The 15,784-nt window shown below is 75.1% G+C and carries 19 protein-coding genes; 7 read left to right on the top strand and 12 right to left on the bottom strand.

What is annotated here, in order from left to right:
• A partial coding sequence (locus V6U81_RS25410; protein ID WP_334492815.1) for a hypothetical protein occupies positions 1–951 on the top strand: 951 nt, incomplete at its 5' end.
• 91 nt (positions 952–1,042) lie between these two features.
• On the top strand, positions 1,043–1,417 hold the full coding sequence (locus V6U81_RS25405) for a VOC family protein (protein ID WP_334492813.1): 375 nt from the start codon (positions 1,043–1,045) through the stop codon (positions 1,415–1,417).
• A gap of 97 nt (positions 1,418–1,514) precedes the next feature.
• On the opposite strand, the gene V6U81_RS25400 is transcribed toward V6U81_RS25405, so the two are convergent.
• A complete protein-coding gene (locus V6U81_RS25400) occupies positions 1,515–2,351 on the bottom strand; it encodes an LLM class flavin-dependent oxidoreductase (protein ID WP_334492811.1) in 837 nt (278 codons plus the stop codon).
• A 34-nt stretch (positions 2,352–2,385) separates the two neighbouring features.
• Positions 2,386–3,384 carry a tyrosine-type recombinase/integrase gene (locus tag V6U81_RS25395; protein WP_334492810.1) on the bottom strand — a complete coding sequence of 333 codons (999 nt, stop codon included), beginning with the start codon at positions 3,382–3,384 and terminating at the stop codon, positions 2,386–2,388.
• An 87-nt stretch (positions 3,385–3,471) separates the two neighbouring features.
• Here V6U81_RS25395 and V6U81_RS25390 point away from each other — a divergent pair, with 87 nt between their 5' ends.
• Entirely contained in the window at positions 3,472–4,452 is a 981-nt protein-coding gene (locus tag V6U81_RS25390) for a helix-turn-helix transcriptional regulator (protein ID WP_334492808.1), read from the top strand.
• Positions 4,453–4,489: 37 nt separating this feature from the next.
• Here the strand turns inward: V6U81_RS25390 and V6U81_RS25385 are convergent, their stop codons facing one another.
• The 4 genes from V6U81_RS25385 to V6U81_RS25370 form a co-directional block, all read right to left on the bottom strand.
• Positions 4,490–4,915 (bottom strand): Hsp20/alpha crystallin family protein, encoded by a 426-nt coding sequence (locus V6U81_RS25385; protein ID WP_334492818.1) that lies wholly within the window; start codon positions 4,913–4,915, stop codon positions 4,490–4,492.
• Positions 4,916–4,989: 74 nt separating this feature from the next.
• Positions 4,990–5,499, bottom strand: coding sequence for a GNAT family N-acetyltransferase (locus tag V6U81_RS25380; protein ID WP_334492806.1), 510 nt, complete (start codon positions 5,497–5,499; stop codon positions 4,990–4,992).
• A complete protein-coding gene (locus tag V6U81_RS25375) occupies positions 5,496–6,038 on the bottom strand; it encodes a DUF2087 domain-containing protein (protein ID WP_334492804.1) in 543 nt (180 codons plus the stop codon). The genes V6U81_RS25380 and V6U81_RS25375 overlap by 4 nt, the downstream gene beginning before the upstream one ends.
• 63 nt (positions 6,039–6,101) lie before the next feature.
• Positions 6,102–6,599, bottom strand: coding sequence for a MarR family winged helix-turn-helix transcriptional regulator (locus V6U81_RS25370; RefSeq protein WP_334492802.1), 498 nt, complete (start codon positions 6,597–6,599; stop codon positions 6,102–6,104).
• A gap of 68 nt (positions 6,600–6,667) precedes the next feature.
• Here V6U81_RS25370 and V6U81_RS25365 point away from each other — a divergent pair, with 68 nt between their 5' ends.
• Positions 6,668–7,909, top strand: a complete 1,242-nt coding sequence (locus V6U81_RS25365) for an MFS transporter (RefSeq protein ID WP_334492801.1) — start codon at positions 6,668–6,670, stop codon at positions 7,907–7,909.
• A gap of 4 nt (positions 7,910–7,913) precedes the next feature.
• Here the strand turns inward: V6U81_RS25365 and V6U81_RS25360 are convergent, their stop codons facing one another.
• Both V6U81_RS25360 and V6U81_RS25355 read right to left on the bottom strand, forming a co-directional pair.
• Complete coding sequence (locus V6U81_RS25360; protein WP_334492800.1) at positions 7,914–8,303, bottom strand: cupin domain-containing protein; 390 nt, start codon at positions 8,301–8,303, stop codon at positions 7,914–7,916.
• 46 nt (positions 8,304–8,349) lie between these two features.
• On the bottom strand, positions 8,350–8,835 hold the full coding sequence (locus tag V6U81_RS25355; RefSeq protein ID WP_334492799.1) for a GNAT family N-acetyltransferase: 486 nt from the start codon (positions 8,833–8,835) through the stop codon (positions 8,350–8,352).
• 107 nt (positions 8,836–8,942) lie between these two features.
• Between V6U81_RS25355 and V6U81_RS25350 the strand changes: the two genes are divergently transcribed.
• Positions 8,943–9,794 (top strand): alpha/beta fold hydrolase, encoded by an 852-nt coding sequence (locus V6U81_RS25350; RefSeq protein WP_334492797.1) that lies wholly within the window; start codon positions 8,943–8,945, stop codon positions 9,792–9,794.
• Between the two features lie 6 nt (positions 9,795–9,800).
• Here the strand turns inward: V6U81_RS25350 and V6U81_RS25345 are convergent, their stop codons facing one another.
• Genes V6U81_RS25345 through V6U81_RS25335 form a run of 3 tightly spaced genes read right to left on the bottom strand, consistent with a single transcriptional unit; the run spans position 9,801 to position 12,471 of the window.
• On the bottom strand, positions 9,801–10,535 hold the full coding sequence (locus V6U81_RS25345) for a class I SAM-dependent methyltransferase (protein WP_334492795.1): 735 nt from the start codon (positions 10,533–10,535) through the stop codon (positions 9,801–9,803).
• Positions 10,536–10,573: 38 nt separating this feature from the next.
• Positions 10,574–11,590, bottom strand: a complete 1,017-nt coding sequence (locus V6U81_RS25340) for an ABC transporter permease subunit (protein WP_334492793.1) — start codon at positions 11,588–11,590, stop codon at positions 10,574–10,576.
• On the bottom strand, positions 11,587–12,471 hold the full coding sequence (locus V6U81_RS25335; RefSeq protein WP_334492791.1) for an ABC transporter ATP-binding protein: 885 nt from the start codon (positions 12,469–12,471) through the stop codon (positions 11,587–11,589). The genes V6U81_RS25340 and V6U81_RS25335 overlap by 4 nt, the downstream gene beginning before the upstream one ends.
• Before the next feature lie 117 nt (positions 12,472–12,588).
• On the opposite strand from V6U81_RS25335, the gene V6U81_RS25330 reads away from it, so the two are divergent.
• On the top strand, positions 12,589–13,734 hold the full coding sequence (locus V6U81_RS25330) for a sensor histidine kinase (protein ID WP_334492789.1): 1,146 nt from the start codon (positions 12,589–12,591) through the stop codon (positions 13,732–13,734).
• Positions 13,731–14,405 carry a response regulator gene (locus V6U81_RS25325; RefSeq protein WP_334492787.1) on the top strand — a complete coding sequence of 225 codons (675 nt, stop codon included), beginning with the start codon at positions 13,731–13,733 and terminating at the stop codon, positions 14,403–14,405. The genes V6U81_RS25330 and V6U81_RS25325 overlap by 4 nt, the downstream gene beginning before the upstream one ends.
• A 90-nt stretch (positions 14,406–14,495) precedes the next feature.
• Here the strand turns inward: V6U81_RS25325 and V6U81_RS25320 are convergent, their stop codons facing one another.
• Positions 14,496–15,275, bottom strand: a complete 780-nt coding sequence (locus V6U81_RS25320) for a class I SAM-dependent methyltransferase (protein ID WP_334492785.1) — start codon at positions 15,273–15,275, stop codon at positions 14,496–14,498.
• Positions 15,276–15,784: the final 509 nt, after the last annotated feature.

Genomic DNA, 15,784 nt, shown 5'->3' with positions numbered 1-15,784 from the left:
GGTCTGGGCGAGGGCGTCGACGCCGCCGCCCGCGCCGGCCAGCTCGGCGCCGTCACGCCCGGCTGGCTCGCGGTGAGCGGGCCCGCGCAGTCCGCGCGCACCGTCTACACCCGGGCCGCCGCGCCGGCCGTCGTGCTCGCCGGCGACCTGGCCGACTCCGGCTGGCGGTTCGCCGCCACCGGAGGTACGGCCGACGCCGGGCGCCCGAGCGGCCTGGTCGCCGTCGACGGCCCGGCCGAGGTGCCGGACACTGAGTCGGTCGAGCGTCTGCTGTGGCGGGTGGCCGCCGCGGAGGACGTGCCGCAGTTCCGGCGGATCGCCGGCCGGCTGGGCGACTGGGCGCGCAAGCGCGCCGCCGACACCGGCCAGGGCACGGTCATCTGCCTGGACGACACCGGTGTGGACGGCGACGGCTTCGCCCGGGGCGTCCTGGCCTGGCGTACCGAGGGCGAGGCCAGCACCGCGGAGCTGCTCTCCGCCGCCTGGCACCGGTTCCACGACCGGTTCGTCGGCGGTCACCACCGGCACCCGTGGCCTCCGTGGATGGCCGGACCGGACCTGGTCCGCGCCTGGCTGGGGATGAGCGGTGAGGAGCCGACCGACGAGGTGCTCGCCGCCGGCCGCCGGATCGCCGACGACATCGCCGCCGCCGTGGACGTCCGGCGTGACGAGACCGGACCGGACCTGCGCACGTTGCTGGCCGACGCGGAGGCCGCCCAGGTGCGGGCGAAGGAGCTGGCCGGGCAGGTGTTCGGGCTGGAGCGCACGATCAAGTTCCGGGACCAGCAGCTGCGGGTCCGGGAGAGCCGGCTGCGCGCGCTGCGTACCGAGCTGCGCACCCTCAAGGGCTCCCGGGCGACCCAGCTCGCCGAGGTGATCCGCAAGGTCGCCGTGATCCGCGACCCGAAGCGGGTCGCCCGGGCGGTCAAGCGCCGCATCCCGGGTCGCTGACGTCGGGCGCCGGCCCGTCGCACGTTACGTGGGGCGGGCCGGCGTCGCCTACCTGTCAGGAGATGTCAGGTACGTCGGCGAGGCTGTGCGCATGACGATCCACGCCGACCTCGCCATGGTCAACCTCGACAGCTCCGACCCGGCCGGGCACGCCGCCTTCTACCACCGCGTGCTGGGCTGGGAGATCACCCACAGCCAACCCGAGTACGCCATGATCACCAGCCCGGACGGGGTCTCCCTCGGCTTCGGCCTGGTCCCCGGGTACCAGCCGCCGGCCTGGCCGGACGAGACCGCCGGCAAGCGCTACCACCTCGACCTGTACGTCGACGACCTCGACGCGGCGGCGAAGGAGTTCGAGGCGGCCGGCGCCACCCGGCCCGACGCCCAGCCCGGCGAGGGACGTTGGCTGGTGCTGCTCGACCCGGTCGGCCAGCCGTTCTGCCTCTGCCCCCGCCCGCAGGGCTGAGCCGAACGACCGTAGCGGGCCGCCGTCGCCGGCGGCCCGCTTACGGTCAGGTCTCCGTCCGGCTTGGCCTTCGGCACCGGGCCAGCGTCGACGTCCGTCAGCGCAGCGGGCCCCGGGCCACCGCGGCGCGCATCGCCGCCGGGTCGCCGGCCGGGACGAGCTCCAGCCACCAGGTGGCCCCGGCCTCGGCCACCCCGCTCAGGTACGCCCGCTCGTCGTCGCGGCGGCGGCGACCGCCGATCGCCACGTCGAACGGCGCGCCGTCGGCCCGGGTCGCCGGCAGCGCCGTGACCAGTTCGTGCACCTCGTCCGGGGTGAAATCGGACCAGCCGTCGGTGTCGGTGAGCTTGTACGGCACGATCCCGTCCGCCCGGGCGGCCCGGCGGAGCACCGCGCCGGCCTGCGTGCTGCCGCCCACCCAGACCGGCACCCGGGGCGACTGCACCGGCGCCGGTCGCAGCGCCACCCCGGCGGCCCGGTAATGGGTGCCGGCGTGGTCGACACGCTCGCCGCCGAGCAGCCCGACCAGCACGTCCAGGCCCTCGTCGAGCATCGCGGCCCGGGTCTTCAGGTCACGCTCCTCGCCGAAGGCGGCCAGCCCGCGGTCGCCGGGATCGCCGACGCCGACCGCGACGCTCGCCCGGCCGGCGGAGAGGTGGTCGAGGGTGAGGACCTCCCGGGCCAGCTTCGCCGGCCGCCGCCGGGGCAGCGAGGTGACCGTGGTGCCGAGCCGGATCCGGCCGGTGCGACCGGCGATCGCGGCGAGCAGCAGCCACGGATCGTGGGTCGGCGGATCGTCGCCCTCGTAGTAAATCAGGTAGTCCTCGAAGAACACTCCGTCCCAGCCGGACCGCTCGGCCAACTCGCCGAGCTCGACCAGCAGGGCCGCGGTGATCCCGGGACCGCCGCAGCAGATCTCCAGTCCGTGTCGCATCCGGAAACCGTACGAGCGGGGTGGGACATCGGCCTCAGCCGCGGCGGCGGGCCCGGGCCGCCCAGATCACGTACGCCGGGTCGCGGTCGAGGTTGTGCCGGTCCCGGTCGTAGCGGCGGGTGGTGCGCGGGTCGGCGTGGCCCATCGCGTCCTGCACGTCCTCCAGCGGCACCCCCTCCGCCCGGGCGGTGGTGGCGAAGGCGTGTCGCAACGAGTGCGGCGACAGCTTCGCCGCAGCCGGGATGCCCGCGACCTGGGCCAGCCTCCGGACCAGCCGGAACACCGAGTGCCGGTCGAGGCGGGCACCGGTCGCGGTGGCCAGCAGCGGCCCGGTCAGCCGCTCCACGTCGACCCCCTCGGCGGCGGCCCGGGCGGCCAGGTAGGCGTCCACCGCGTACGCGGTGCCCGGGGTCAGCGCCCGGCGGCGCGGCCGGCCGCCCTTGCCGACGAACCGCACGCTGCGGTGTCCCCGCTCGGCGCCCAGGTCGTTCAGGTCCAGCGAGACCAGTTCCCCGACCCGCAGCCCGAGGTCGGCCAGCAACGCGATGGCGGCGCGGTTGCGGGCGGCGGCCGGCCCGGTCTCGGCCTCGGCGGCGGCCAGCAGCGCGTCGACCTCCTCCGGGGTCAGCCCCACCGTCGCCGAGTGGTCGCGGTCGAGGCGGGGGCGGTCCGCGCCGGAGACCGGGTTGCCGTCGATCGCCCGCAGCTTGACCAGGAATTCGTACCAGCTGGACAGGGCGGAGAGCTTGCGGGCCACGGTGGCCGGCGTGAGCGGCCGGCCGGTGCGCGGGCCGAGCGTCGCCTCCAGCTCGCGGGCGTAGGCGTTGACGTCCAGGAAGCTGGCCCGCAGCGGGTCCAGCTCGCGGCCGCCGCACCAGGCCAGCCAGCCGGCGACGTCCCGCCGGTACGCGTCGCGGGTGTGCTCCGACAGCCGCCGGTTGCGCAGCCAGGCCTCGGTGAAGTCCATCGGGCCGCTCGGCAGGGCGGGCCGGCCCGCGGCGCGGGACAGGACCGGGACGTCGGAACGCAGCATGTGAGAAAGGCTCTCAGCCACCACCGGAATTGGCCACGAGGCGCGCCCGACGGGATTGCGTGGCCCGGCCGGGTCTACCGTGCTCGGGTGCGCGCGAGTCGGTTGGTCTCCCTGCTGCTGCTCCTGCAGAGCCGGGGACGGATGACCGCGCAGGAGCTGGCCGACGCCCTGGAGGTGTCGGTGCGCACGGTCTACCGCGACGTCGAGTCGCTCGGCGCCGCCGGCGTGCCGGTGTACGCCGACCGTGGCCCGGCGGGCGGCTACCGGCTGGTTGGCGGCTACCGGACCCGGCTGACCGGGTTGACCGCGGCCGAGGCGGCGGCGTTGTCCCTGGCCGGCGTGCCGGGGCCCGCCGCCGAGCTGGGACTGGGGGCGGTACTCACCGCGGCGGAGCTGAAGTTGCGCGCCGCGCTGCCGCCGGGCCTGGCCGAGCAGGGCGAGCGGATCCGGCAACGCTTCCACCTGGACGCGCCCGGCTGGTTCCGCGACCCGGAACCCACCCCGTTCCTGACCGCGCTGGCCGACGCCGTCTGGGAGGAGCGCCTGGTCGACGTGCGCTACCGGCGGTGGAAGCAGCCGCGCGAGGTGACCCGCGTCCTCGCGCCGCTGGGTGTGGTGCTCAAGGCCGGCCGGTGGTACCTGGCGGCCCGCGCCGACGACGAGATCCGCACCTACCGGGTCTCCGCCATCCTCGACCTGAGCGTGCGCGACGAGCGCTTCGACCGGCCGGCCGACTTCGACCTGGCCGCGTTCTGGCGGGAGTGGACCGAGCGGTACGAGCGCGGCGTCTACCGGTCCGAGGCCCGGATCCGGGTCACGGCCGAGGCGCTGGAGTTCATGGCGTACGTCTTCCCGCCGGCGATGAGCCGGGCGGCCCGGGCGGCGGCGGGCGACCCGGACGCCGACGGCTGGCGGCACACCACGGTGCCGATCGAATCGATCCGGCACGGGCACACCGAGCTGCTCAAGCTCGGCGCCCAGGTGGAGGTGCTCGCCCCCGCCGAGCTGCGGGAGATGTGCGCGGCCAGCGCCCACGCGATGGCCGCGCTCTATCCGCCGCCACGGTGAAGGCGGGGACGCCCGGTCCCCGCCTTCGCGCAGCGGTTCAGGCGGTCAGCTGCCGGCGACCGTTGCCGCCGGCGGTGACGGTGACCTTGCGCGGCTTGGCCCGCTCGGCGACCGGGATGCGCAGGGTCAGCACCCCGTTCTCGTAGCCGGCCTCCAGCCGGTCGGTGTCCAGGGTGTCGCCGAGGAAGAGCTGCCGGGTGAAGGTGCCCATGGGTCGCTCGGCGGCGACCAGTTCCACGTCGTCGCCGGTGGGGCGGCGGCGCTCGGCGCGGACGGTCAGCACGTTGCGTTCCACCGTGCAGTCGATGCTGTCGGGATCGACGCCGGGCAGGTCGAACACGGCGTAGAAGTGGTCGCCGTCGCGGTAGGCGTCCAGGTGCATCACCGCGGGACGGTGGGCGGTGCCGAGCAGCTGCTCGGTGAGCCGGTCGATCTCACGGAAGGGGTCGGTGCGCATCAGCATGGTCATGCCTCCTCGGTTCCTCGGGCCGAAGGTGTGAGAGTTGAGCTTCGGCGACTCAACTTCCTCTTCTGTATTTAGCGCGCCGCGCGCGCCTCGTCAACTCCCAACCGCTTCTCGAACCAGTGCTCGGCGTACACGTCGTCGTTGTACGCGGCGATCTCCCGGTAGCCGTGCCGCGCGTAGAGCGCGCGGGCCTCCACCAGGTCGTGGCGGGTGTCCAGCCGTAGCCGGTCGAGGCCGGACTCCTCCGCCCGCCGCTGCGCGGCCGCCAGCAGCGCCGCGCCCCCGCCACGCCCCCGGTGCTCCGCTACGACGTACATCCGGGTCAGCTCGGCCCAGTCGGGCCGCCACCGCAACCCGACGCAGCCGGCCGGCCGGCCCCCGTGGTACGCCACCAGCAGGCAGCCGGTCGGGTGGATCAGGTCGGCGCTCGGCGACTCCGCCATCGCGGCCGTGACCTCGCCGGGCCGCACCGGGCGGCCGTGGTAGCGGGCGACGATCTCGGTGAAGTACCCGCGCAGCAGCGCCGCCGCGTCCGGCTCGTCGGGCCGGGCCGCCCGGACCGCCCAGGGCGCCTCGCTCACCGCGGCGTCCCCGTCGGCTCCGGGCGCCAGTAGACGCCCTGGTCACGGACGAGCAGCAGGTGGTCGATCAGGTAGCGGCGCAGCGTGACGTGGTCGGCCTCGCCGCCGTCGCACCAGGCCCGCAGGACGTCGTCGACCGCGCGTTCCGGGTGCCGTTCGCCGACCACGAAGGAGTTCTGCGCGATGTGTTCCAGCACGATCCGGCACCGAGCGCGCTGGACGGGCAGCCGCACCAGCGTCCGGCCCCGCACGAAGGTGCGCAGCACGGCGGTACGCGGGTCCGGAGCAGGCCCCGCCGGTGGGGTCACCTCCGCCCGCGCGAACTCCCGCAGCCGCTCGGTGTCGATCCGTAGCCCTCCGGGGCCATCGGCCACCACCTGGCACTCGGTGAGCCGGCGTAGCGCGGTGGCAGCGTCCCGGGTGGTCAACTCGGTGCGGGCCACCACGGCGGCGAGGTCGGTGTCGCCGAGGGCGATCGCGGCGAAGACCCGGCGTCGGTGGTCCTCGGCGAGCGCCCCGGCCAGTGCGTGCGCTGTCATGGCGGGGAGCCTGTCAGCACCACCACCGCCGCCGCGAGGGATTTTCGTCGGAGTCTGCGGCGGTCAGCCCGTCGGGCGCTCGGCGTGCAGGGAGACCTTCCGGAGCAGGTCGGCCAGGGTGCGCCGCTCCTCGGCGGTGAGCACTCCGAGCAGGCGGTGCTCCTCGTGGCCGATCACCTCCATCGCGGCCAGCCACGTGGTGCGCCCCGCGTCGGTCAGCTCGACGTCGATCCGGCGCCGGTCGACCGTCGACGGGATGCGGTGCACGAAACCGCGGCGGACCAGGGCGTCGACCCGGGCGGTCACCGACGCGGGGGCCATCTGGAGGTCGTCGGCCAGCTCCGAGGGGGCGGCCCGACCCTGCCGCCCGGCCAGCGCGTGCAGGGTGTCGAACTCGTGCGCGGGCAGGTCCAGGTCGGCCAACGAACGCTCCTTGACCGCCCGCAGGTGCCGGGTGAAGCCGGCCATCCGGGTCACCGCCCCCTCCACGTCCGGGTCGAGGTCGGGCAGGACGGGCAGCCAGCGCTCGACGTGCCGGTCGGTGCGGTCGCGGTCGCTCACTCCGACACTGTACGTCGACGACGAATTATTCGTTGACGAAAGGTTAGACGCCGAAGTACTTTTCCGGAGTGACCCACGCTCTTCGGCTCCCCGCCTTCCGCCTGCTGTTCGCCGCCCGTACCGTCTCCGTCCTCGGCGACGCCGTGGTGCCCACCGCGCTCGCCCTGGCCGTGCTCCGCGCGACCGGCTCCACCGGCGCGCTGGCCCTGGTCCTGGCCTGCGCGATGGTCCCCCGGCTGCTCCTGCTGCCCCTGGGCGGAGTGCTGGCCGACCGGTTCGACGCCCGCCGCGTCGCCGTCGCCACCGACCTCGTCCGCTGCGCCGCCCAGCTCGCCGTCGGTGTGGAACTGCTCTCGGCAGGCCCGTCGCTGGCCCACGTGGCGGTCGCCGCCGTCGTCGGCGGCGCCGCGTCGGCCTTCGCCATGCCGACCGCGGCACCGCTGGTCGCCGGCACCGTCGACGCGGACTACCGGCAGAGCGCCAACGCCCTGCTGGGGACCACCGCCAGCGCCAGCCGGCTGGTCGGCCCGGCCCTGGCCGGACTGCTGATCTGGGTCGCCGGCCCCGGCTGGGCGTTCGTCCTCGACGGGCTCTCGTTCGCCGTCAGCGCGCTGCTGCTCACCGCCGTCCGGGTGCGCCACGTGCCGGTGCCCAGACGCGCGATCCTCACCGACCTCACGCACGGCTGGCGGGAGGTCCGCAGCCGCGACTGGTACTGGACCAGCCTCGTCGGCCACGGCGTCTGGAACGGCTCCGCGGCAGTCCTGATGACCCTCGGGCCGGTGGTCGCCGTCGACCGGCTCGGCGGCGAGGGGGTGTGGGTGGCGATGCTCCAGGCCGGGGCGGTCGGCATGCTCGGCGGCTCACTGCTCGCCGGCCGGCTCCGCCCCCGCCGGCCCGTCCTGGTCGCCAACGTCGCCCTGGCCACGTACGCGGCGCCGCTGCTGCTGCTCGCCGTCGCCGCACCGGCCCCGGCGGTAATCGGCGCGTACTGCCTCGCGCTGGCCGCGCTGGGCTTCCTCAACCCGGTGTGGGAGACCGTGGTGCAGGGGCAGTTCCCGCCACAGGTGCTCGCCCGGGTGAGCTCCTACGACTGGCTGCTGTCGCTGGGCGCCATGCCGATCGGCTACGCCGTCGCCCCGGTGGCCGCCCGGGCCTGGGGCACCACCGCACCGCTGACCGGGGCAGCCGTGCTGGTGGCGCTCGCCTGCCTCGGCACCGCCGCCGTGCCCGGCGTACGCCAGTTGACCTGGCCGGCGCCGGCCAGGTCCGAATCGTCGCCGGCCGCGCCGGTGAAGGTGACCGGTTGACCGGTCACAGGTCGTGGCCGGTGGTGGCGTCCACGTGGTCGGGGACCGCCTCGTGCCGGTCCCCGACGCTGGATGTCCCCGAGGGCTCGAACATCAGGATCGACGCGCCGTCCACCGACGACGGCCGATGCTCTACCCCCCGCGGCACCACGAACACCGCACCCCGGGGCAGCACCACCGTCCGCTCGCCGGCGTCGTCGCGCAGCGCGATCCGCAGCTCCCCGTCGAGGACCAGGAAGAACTCGTCGGTGTGGTCGTGGGCGTGCCAGACATGTTCCCCGGCCACCTTGGCGATCCGCACGTCGTAGTCGTTGACCCGGGTGACGATCCGGGGACTCCACAGCTGGTCGAAGTCGGCCAGTGCGGCCGCCAGGTCGATCGGCTCGTCGCTCATCGGTCCATCGTGGCACCGGCGGCCGTTCCCGCGCTGTCCCGCCGGGTCAGAGGAAGCGGTGCATGACGTGCAGCCCGACCCGGCCCCGGGTCGGGTGGGCGAACGACTCCGGCACCGTGCCGATCACCGTGAACCCCAGCCGCCGGTACAGCTCGACGGCGACGGTGTTCGACTCGACCACCGCGTTGAACTGCATCGCGGCGAACCCCTGCGCCCGGGCCCAGTCCAGCGCGTGCTCCGCCAGCGCCCGCCCCACGCCGCGCCCCCGGGCGTCGCCGGCCACCATGAAGCTCGCCGTCGAGACGTGCGCGCCCGGGCCCGGCCGGTTCCGACCCATCTTCGCCGTACCCAGCACCCGGTCACCGTCGACCGCCACGACCGTGCGCCCCGGCGGCCCCTCCACCCACACCTCGCGGGCCACCGCCGCCGGCCACGCCGGGTCGTACGGGAAGGTGTCACCGGCGGCGACCACCTCCTGGTAGATCGACAGCACGGACGGCCAGTCGGCCTCGACGAACTCCCTGATCAACACCGCGCGCACGTTAGGCCACCGCGGCGCGACCGTAAAGGCACATTACGGCCGCCGCACCGGGACCGGCACGGACAGCGCCGCCCGGCCCGCGCGACGACGATGGGGGCATGGACGCACCCGTCACCCGCCGCACGACCGGCTTCTCCGGGTACGACGGCACCCGGCTCGCCTACCACCGCACCGGCCACGGCACCCCGCTGATCTGCCTGCCGGGCGGGCCGATGCGCGCCTCGTCGTACCTCGGCGACCTGGGTGGCCTGACCGACCTGGTGCGGCTGGACCTGCGCGGCACCGGCGACTCGGCGACGCCGGCGGACCCGTCGAGCTGGCGGTGCGACCGGCAGGTCGACGACGTCGAGGCGCTGCGCGAACACCTCGGCCTCGACCGGATGGACCTGCTGGGCCACTCCGCCGGGGCGAACCTGGCGGTGACGTACGCCGCCCGGCACCCACGGCGGATCGCCCGGCTCGTGCTGGTCACCCCGAGCCCGCGAGCCGTCGGCATCGAGGTGACCGCCGAGGACCGGCTCGCCGCGACCCGGCCGCACCGCGATGAGCCGTGGTACGGGCCGGCCGCCGCCGCGCTCGACCGGGTGCTGGCCGGTCAGGCCTCCGGTGCGGACTGGGCCGCCATCACCCCGTTGACCTACGGCCGGTGGGACGGTGCCGCGCGGGCCCACGCCGCCGGGCAGGTCACCGAGCAGAACCGGGCCGCGGCCAGCGCCTTCAGCGTCTTCGACCCGGCCTCGACCCGGGCCGCGCTGGCCACCCTGGACGCGCCGGTGCTGGTCCTCGCCGGCGACCGCGACCTGTTCCTGGGGCCGGCCAACGCCGCCACGTACGCGGCGCTTTTCCCGCGCGGCCAGGCCGTGGTGCAACCCGGCGGCGGACACTACCCGTGGCTGGACGCTCCGGCATTCGTGGTCGACGCGGTGTCGTCCTTCCGTGCCGCGCCCTGACCGGCGTCAGACCGCGGTCGCGACCACCACCAGCTCGCCGTTCCCCGCGCCCACCGGCTCCCCGTGCCAGCCGCCGTGGATCCGCTCCACCCGCAGGTCCGCCGCCTCGAGCGAGTCGCGCAGCTCCTGCTCGGTGCGGAACCGCAGCACCGCGTCGCTGCTGAGGTGGGCGTCAGGAAACATGTAGTGGCGGGTGAAGTGGACGACGGTGTCCCGCACGTCGGTCACCTCGGTCCACACCTCGACCTCGCGGCCGTCCGGCAGCCCCAGCCGGCGGCGGGAGTCGACCGGGTTCCACCGCTGCCATGCTCGGGCGGCCGGATCACGGGAGTCGAAGGCGAGCCGTCCGCCGTCGACCAGCGCGCGGCGCAGCGCGGCCAGGACCTCGGACCACTGGTCCTCGGCCACGAAGACCTGCGCCACGTGGCTGGTCAGCACCGCCACGTCGTACGCGCCCGACGGCAGTGCCTCCGCGCCGCCCTCGACCCAAGTCACCCGGTCGGCCCCGGGCTTCGTGCGGGCGGCGTCCAGCGAGGCGCGCGCCGGGTCGACCCCGGTGACGGTGTGCCCGGCCGCGGCGAGGGCGAGGGCCAGGCGGCCGGTGCCGCAACCGAGGTCGAGCACCCGCGCTGCCGGGGTCTCACCGACCGCGGCGAGGAAGAAGTCGTCGTCGCGGCCCCAGCCGCACTCGACGTCGTAGACGGCGACCAGGCGGGGGTCGGTGAACTCGGCGTTGCGCACCTGAGCACGCTAGCCCCGCACCGCCCCCGCCCGGCACCTCAATTGACGCGCCGCCGGATCCGCCACATGCCGGCCCCCGCCAGCAGCCCGGCGGCGGCCAGGTAGAGCGCCGACTCCAACCACTGGAACGCCCGGTAGCGGTGGCGCGGCTGGTACGTCACGTCGACGTGCAGGTCGAGCGCGCCCAGGCACGGTGCGGTGTCACCGAACAGACCGCGGGCACCCACCCGGGGCGGCCGGGTCAGGCAGTCGTCGAACGTGGCGGCGTCCAGCGGCCGGCCGTCCGCGGTGAGCAGTTCGCTGGTCCCGGTCACCCAGGCGTCCGGGACGGTCAGTCCCCGCACGGCCGGGCGCCCGGTGATGCTGCCCAGCCCCCGCAGCTCGTTGACCGCATCGGCGGTCATCGGCCGGCTCACCGTCACCGGCGGCATGAGCTGGGGGCGGACCACGTTGGGCACCGCGACCTGGATCGCGGCGACCGCGACCACGGTGAAGGCCATGGCCGGCACCGTCCGGCGTACGAGCAGCCCGACCGTGGCGCCGAGGACGACCGCGAACACCGCGTAGGAGACCGGCGCGACGTCCCGGGCGCCGAACACGATGGTGCTGAACCGGTCGTCGGCGACCCGGTCGACCGGGCTCGCCGCCCAGGTCAGCAGCAGGCTGGCCAGACCCGCCACGGTCATCGCCGCCACGGCCACGACCAGCAGCTTGACGGCGAGCCAGCGGCGCCGGGTGACGCTCTGGTTCCAGACCAGCCGGTGGGTGCCCTGCTCGAACTCCCGGGCCACCAGCGGCGCGCCCCAGAACATGCCGAGCACGACGGGCAGCAGCCAGAACACGCCGGCCAGGATCAACAGAGTGTTCTGATGGTCGCCGGCGAACCGGGCCGCCGCCCCGGCGCAGTCCCCGACGGCGCCGCATCGGGCGAGGTAGCCGTCCCGCGCGTCGCGGATCTCCACTCCCAGCCGCACCAGGTACGCGGCGAGGACGCCGAGCACGGCGGCGCCGGCCAGCGCCGGGACGCGGAACTGTCGCCAGGTCAACCAGATCATCGCGCAATCACCTCCGTCGCGTGCCCGGCCAGGTAGGCCAGGACCAGGTCGGCCAGCGGCAGCGGCTCGACCGTCCACGGCCCCGGCGGTGGTGCCCCGCCGCGTACGACGGCCCGGCTGAGCCCGTCGGCGTGCTCCGCCCGGACCACCTCCAGCCCGGCCGGCAGCCCGTCGAGCACGCCCCGGGCCCCGACCAGCAGGTGGTGCCCGGCCAGCAGGTCGGCCACGTCGCCTGCGAGCTGTACCCGGGCGTCGCGGAGCACGACGAGGTGGTCGCAGACCCGTTCCACGTCGGCGAGCAGGTGCGACGAGAGCACCGCGCTGGCGCCGAGTTCGGCGACCGACTCGGTGACGGTGCGCAGGAACCCGTCGCGGGCCAGCGGGTCCAGTGCGGCGGCCGGCTCGTCGAAGATCAGCAGCTCGGGGCGTTTCGCGGCGGCCAGGGCCAGGGCCAGTTGGGCGCGCTGGCCGCCGGAGAGCCGCCCCGCCCGCTGCTCCACCCGCAGGCCGGCCTGCGCCACGCGCCGCTGCGCCAGCGACCGGTCCCAGGACGGGTTGAGCCGCTCGCCCATCCGCAGGTGCTCGGCGACGGACAGCGACGGGTAGACCGGGGTGTCCTGGGCGACGAAGCCGACCCGGGCCAGGTGCGCCGCGTCCGCCGCCGGGGCGGCGCCCAGCACCCGCAACCGGCCCGACGTCGGCGTGATCAGGCCGCAGGCCAGTTGCAGCAGGGTCGACTTGCCCGCCCCGTTGGGGCCGACCAGCCCGGTGATCCGGCCGCGCGGCACCAGCAGGTCGCAGTCCTCCAGGGCGGTGCGTCGACCGTACCGCTTGGTCAGCCGCTCGGCGTGCAGCACGGGAGGTGAGGTTCCAGGTGACATGGGCACAGCCTGGCCGCGCACGGCGCCTGCGGCATCGGCCCCCGGCACGGTTGCCGCAGCCGGCGACCGTACTTTCGGCCGGTTCGTCCCGCGCCCGGATTCCCTAGCCTGGTCGGCATGGACCTTGTGGACCGGCGGGGGTGGCCGGCGCTGGCCGACGTCGGCCTCGGTGTCGGGCTCGCCGGCGGGCTGGTGTTCACGGCGGCCGCGCTGCGGGTCAGCTGGGGCGGCGCGTACTGGCTGCCGGACTGCGCCCTCGGGGCGGCGGTCAGCCTGCTCGCGGTGGGGCGGCGCCGGCATCGGGTGGCGGCGGCGCTGGCCGGCCTGGCCGTGGCGGCGCTCGCCGTGGCGGTCGCCGCCGTCGCCGACCTGCCCCAGGAGCCCGGCCCGGTGACGGCGCTGGCGCTGGCCGTCCTCACGGGCTCCTGCTTGCGCACGGCGCCGCTGCGCGCGGGCGTGGCCGGGGCGGTCGCGGGCGCCGCGGTCGTCGCCGGAAGCTGGCTCTCCGCGCTGCCGGCCCGGCACGGTCTCACCCCGGTGACGGTGCTGGCCGGCGCGGCGTGGCTGGCCGCCGTCGTGGTCGGGCTGTCGCTGCGCCGGCGCGACGCCCGCGGCCGCGCCACTGTGGAGCGGGTACGCCAGGACGAGCGGCTGGAGCTGGCCCGCGAGCTGCACGACGTCGTCGCCCACCACATCACCGGGATCGTGATCCAGGCCCAGGCCGCGCAGCTGGTCGCCGGCCGCGACCCGCAACGGGTGGCGGCGTCGCTCGCCGGCATCGAGGCCGCCGGCGCCGACGCCCTGACCTCGATGCGCCGGGTGGTCGGCCTGCTCCGCGACACCGACGACGCGGTGTCCTCCTCCGCCGGGCCGGAGCGGCTCGACGCCCTGGTCGCCCGGTTTCAGCGGCAGGGCCCGCCGGTACGCCTCGACGCCCCGGGGCACACCGCCGCCTGGCCGCCGGAGGTCACCAGCACCGTGTACCGGATCGTCCGGGAGGCGCTGACCAACGTGGCCCGGCACGCGCCGCAGGCCCGCCACGTGACGATCACCGTCACTGAGCAGGCGCGGGAGATCACCGTCGAGGTGGCCGACGACGCCCCGCCGTCGCCGGTGCGGGCGCCACATCGCGGCGGCTACGGCCTGGTCGGGATGCGCGAGCGGGTGCAGACCCTCGGCGGGACGCTGCGCGCCGGCCCCGGCCCCGGTAAGGGTTGGACGGTGCGGGCCACCCTGCCCGTCCCCGCCGGGCAGCCGCGATGACGATCCGGGTGCTGATCGCCGACGATCAGGCGATGGTCCGCGGCGGCCTGCGGCTCATCCTGGAGGACCAGCCGGACATCACGGTGGTCGCGGAGGCCGCCGACGGGGTGGACGCGGTCGCCCAGGCCCGGCGGCTGCGCCCGGACGTCTGCCTGGTGGACATCCGGATGCCCCGCCTCGACGGCATCGCGGTCACCCGCGCGCTGGCCGGACCGGGTGTGGCGCAGCCGCTGCGGGTCGTGGTGGTGACCACCTTCGACCTCGACGAGTACGTCTTCGGTGCGCTGCGCGGCGGCGCGGTGGGTTTCCTGCTCAAGGACGCCGGCCCGGCGCTGCTCGTGGAGGCCGTCCGGGCGGCCCACAACGGCGACGCGCTGGTCTCCCCGTCGGTGACCGTCCGGCTGCTGCGCCATCTGGCCGCCGCAGTGGCACCGCCGGCGGGGACGTCGACGGCCCGGTTGTCCGACCGGGAGCTGGAGGTGGTGCGGGAGATCGCCCGGGGGCGGACCAATCAGGAGATCGCCGCCGAGTTGTTCATCTCGCTGAGCACGGTGAAGAGCCACCTCTCCGGCATCCAGACCAAGCTGGGCCTGCGCAACCGGGTGGAGGTCGCCGCCTGGGCCTGGGAACACCACGTGGTGCTGTCGTCCACCAAGAATGGTGAGCCATGATCATGCCCCTGACCTGCGGTGCCTCAGCTCGATGTCGGCGTGCTCGGCCGGCCGGGCCGTGGCGACGTAGAGCGTCACCGCGGCTAACTTTCACCGCCGCCGGACGCGCAGCACACAGGTCAGCATCGGGAGGGTGAACTCGCCGTCCGCAGTCTCCGGTCTGCTCGCCAGGAAAGCGCGGATCCGACCGAGCGTGGCCTCTCGTTCCGGTTCCGGCATGACCAGCATCCCCGCCCTCGTGGCAAGGGTCGCCACGAGGGAGTCGGCGGTGCGGCGCTGCCCGTGCGGGAACTCGGCCTGCTCGGGCGAGCCGAAGCGGGGCGCCACGCCAGTCTTGGGAAGGTGCGCGTCGGCCGTCTCGGCGCGCCAGCTGGCGGGCGTGTCACGGGGGCCGATCGCCGCGCTCCCGCTGACCCGCGCCAGCCCGGCAACCCAGTCGACCCGGTCGTCCATGACGTTCCACAGCCCGGCCAGGATGCCACCGGGTACCAGTACCCTGGCGATCTCGGGTCCCGCGACGGCCATGTCGAACCAGTGCATGGCGTTGCCGGCCAGCACGGCATCGACGGACGCGTCCGGCAGCGGTATCGCCTCGGCGCTACCCGACAGGGCAGGGGTATCCGGCAGTGCGCGGCGCAGCTCGGCCAGCATCGCCGGGTCAGGCTCGACCGCGGTGACGTCGGCGCCCATCGCCACCAGCGTGGCGGTGAGCTTGCCGGTTCCGGCGCCGAGGTCGAGCACCCGCGAGCCGGTCGTGGGCTCGAGCGCCCAGCGCACCGCGGCCTGCGCATAGTCCGGGCGGTGCTCGGCGTACGCGGTCGCCGCCGCGCCGAACGACGAAGCGTGACGGAGCTGTTCGTCCTGTTCCACGCGATCACCGTATCGGCGCCGCGCATTACCCGGGCCCGCACAACCGGGTGGTGGTCGCCGCAAGTCGCGCCCTGGGCGGCGGGGACGCGGCAACATAACAGTCATTATGGTGCTGTTGCGCTATGCCCGGTTTGCCGGCTCGTTTACTGGATTTTAAATACCGGTAATTCGATAATCTGCCCGACGAGTACGCAGAGACGGTCGGCGGGTGAGAGGTTACGGCTGGATGTCGTGACGACGGGAGCGGATGCCGGACCGTTGCCACCGCGCCCGCGCCTGGGCGATCCGCGCAGCGGTAGATAGAAGGCCAGTACTACTTCCACCGGGATCAGCGCTGACAGGGGTGACGCTTGGTTAGCGAGAACCCGCCACGGCGGAGGGTTGCAGAACCTGGTCGACGTGGACGCGACACTGGTGCTCCCTCGGCGGCGCGCTCGCGCTATCGAGATCGGGCTGATCGTGCGGTGGGAGACGGCCATGATCAACGGGGCTGCCTGGCGTACTCCGCG

Origin of the sequence: Micromonospora lacuserhaii (genome assembly GCF_036902735.1) — a bacterium.
Lineage (GTDB): Bacteria > Actinomycetota > Actinomycetes > Mycobacteriales > Micromonosporaceae > Micromonospora.
Note: the sequence above shows the minus strand (reverse complement) of the source record. Positions and strands in the feature narration are given on the sequence as shown.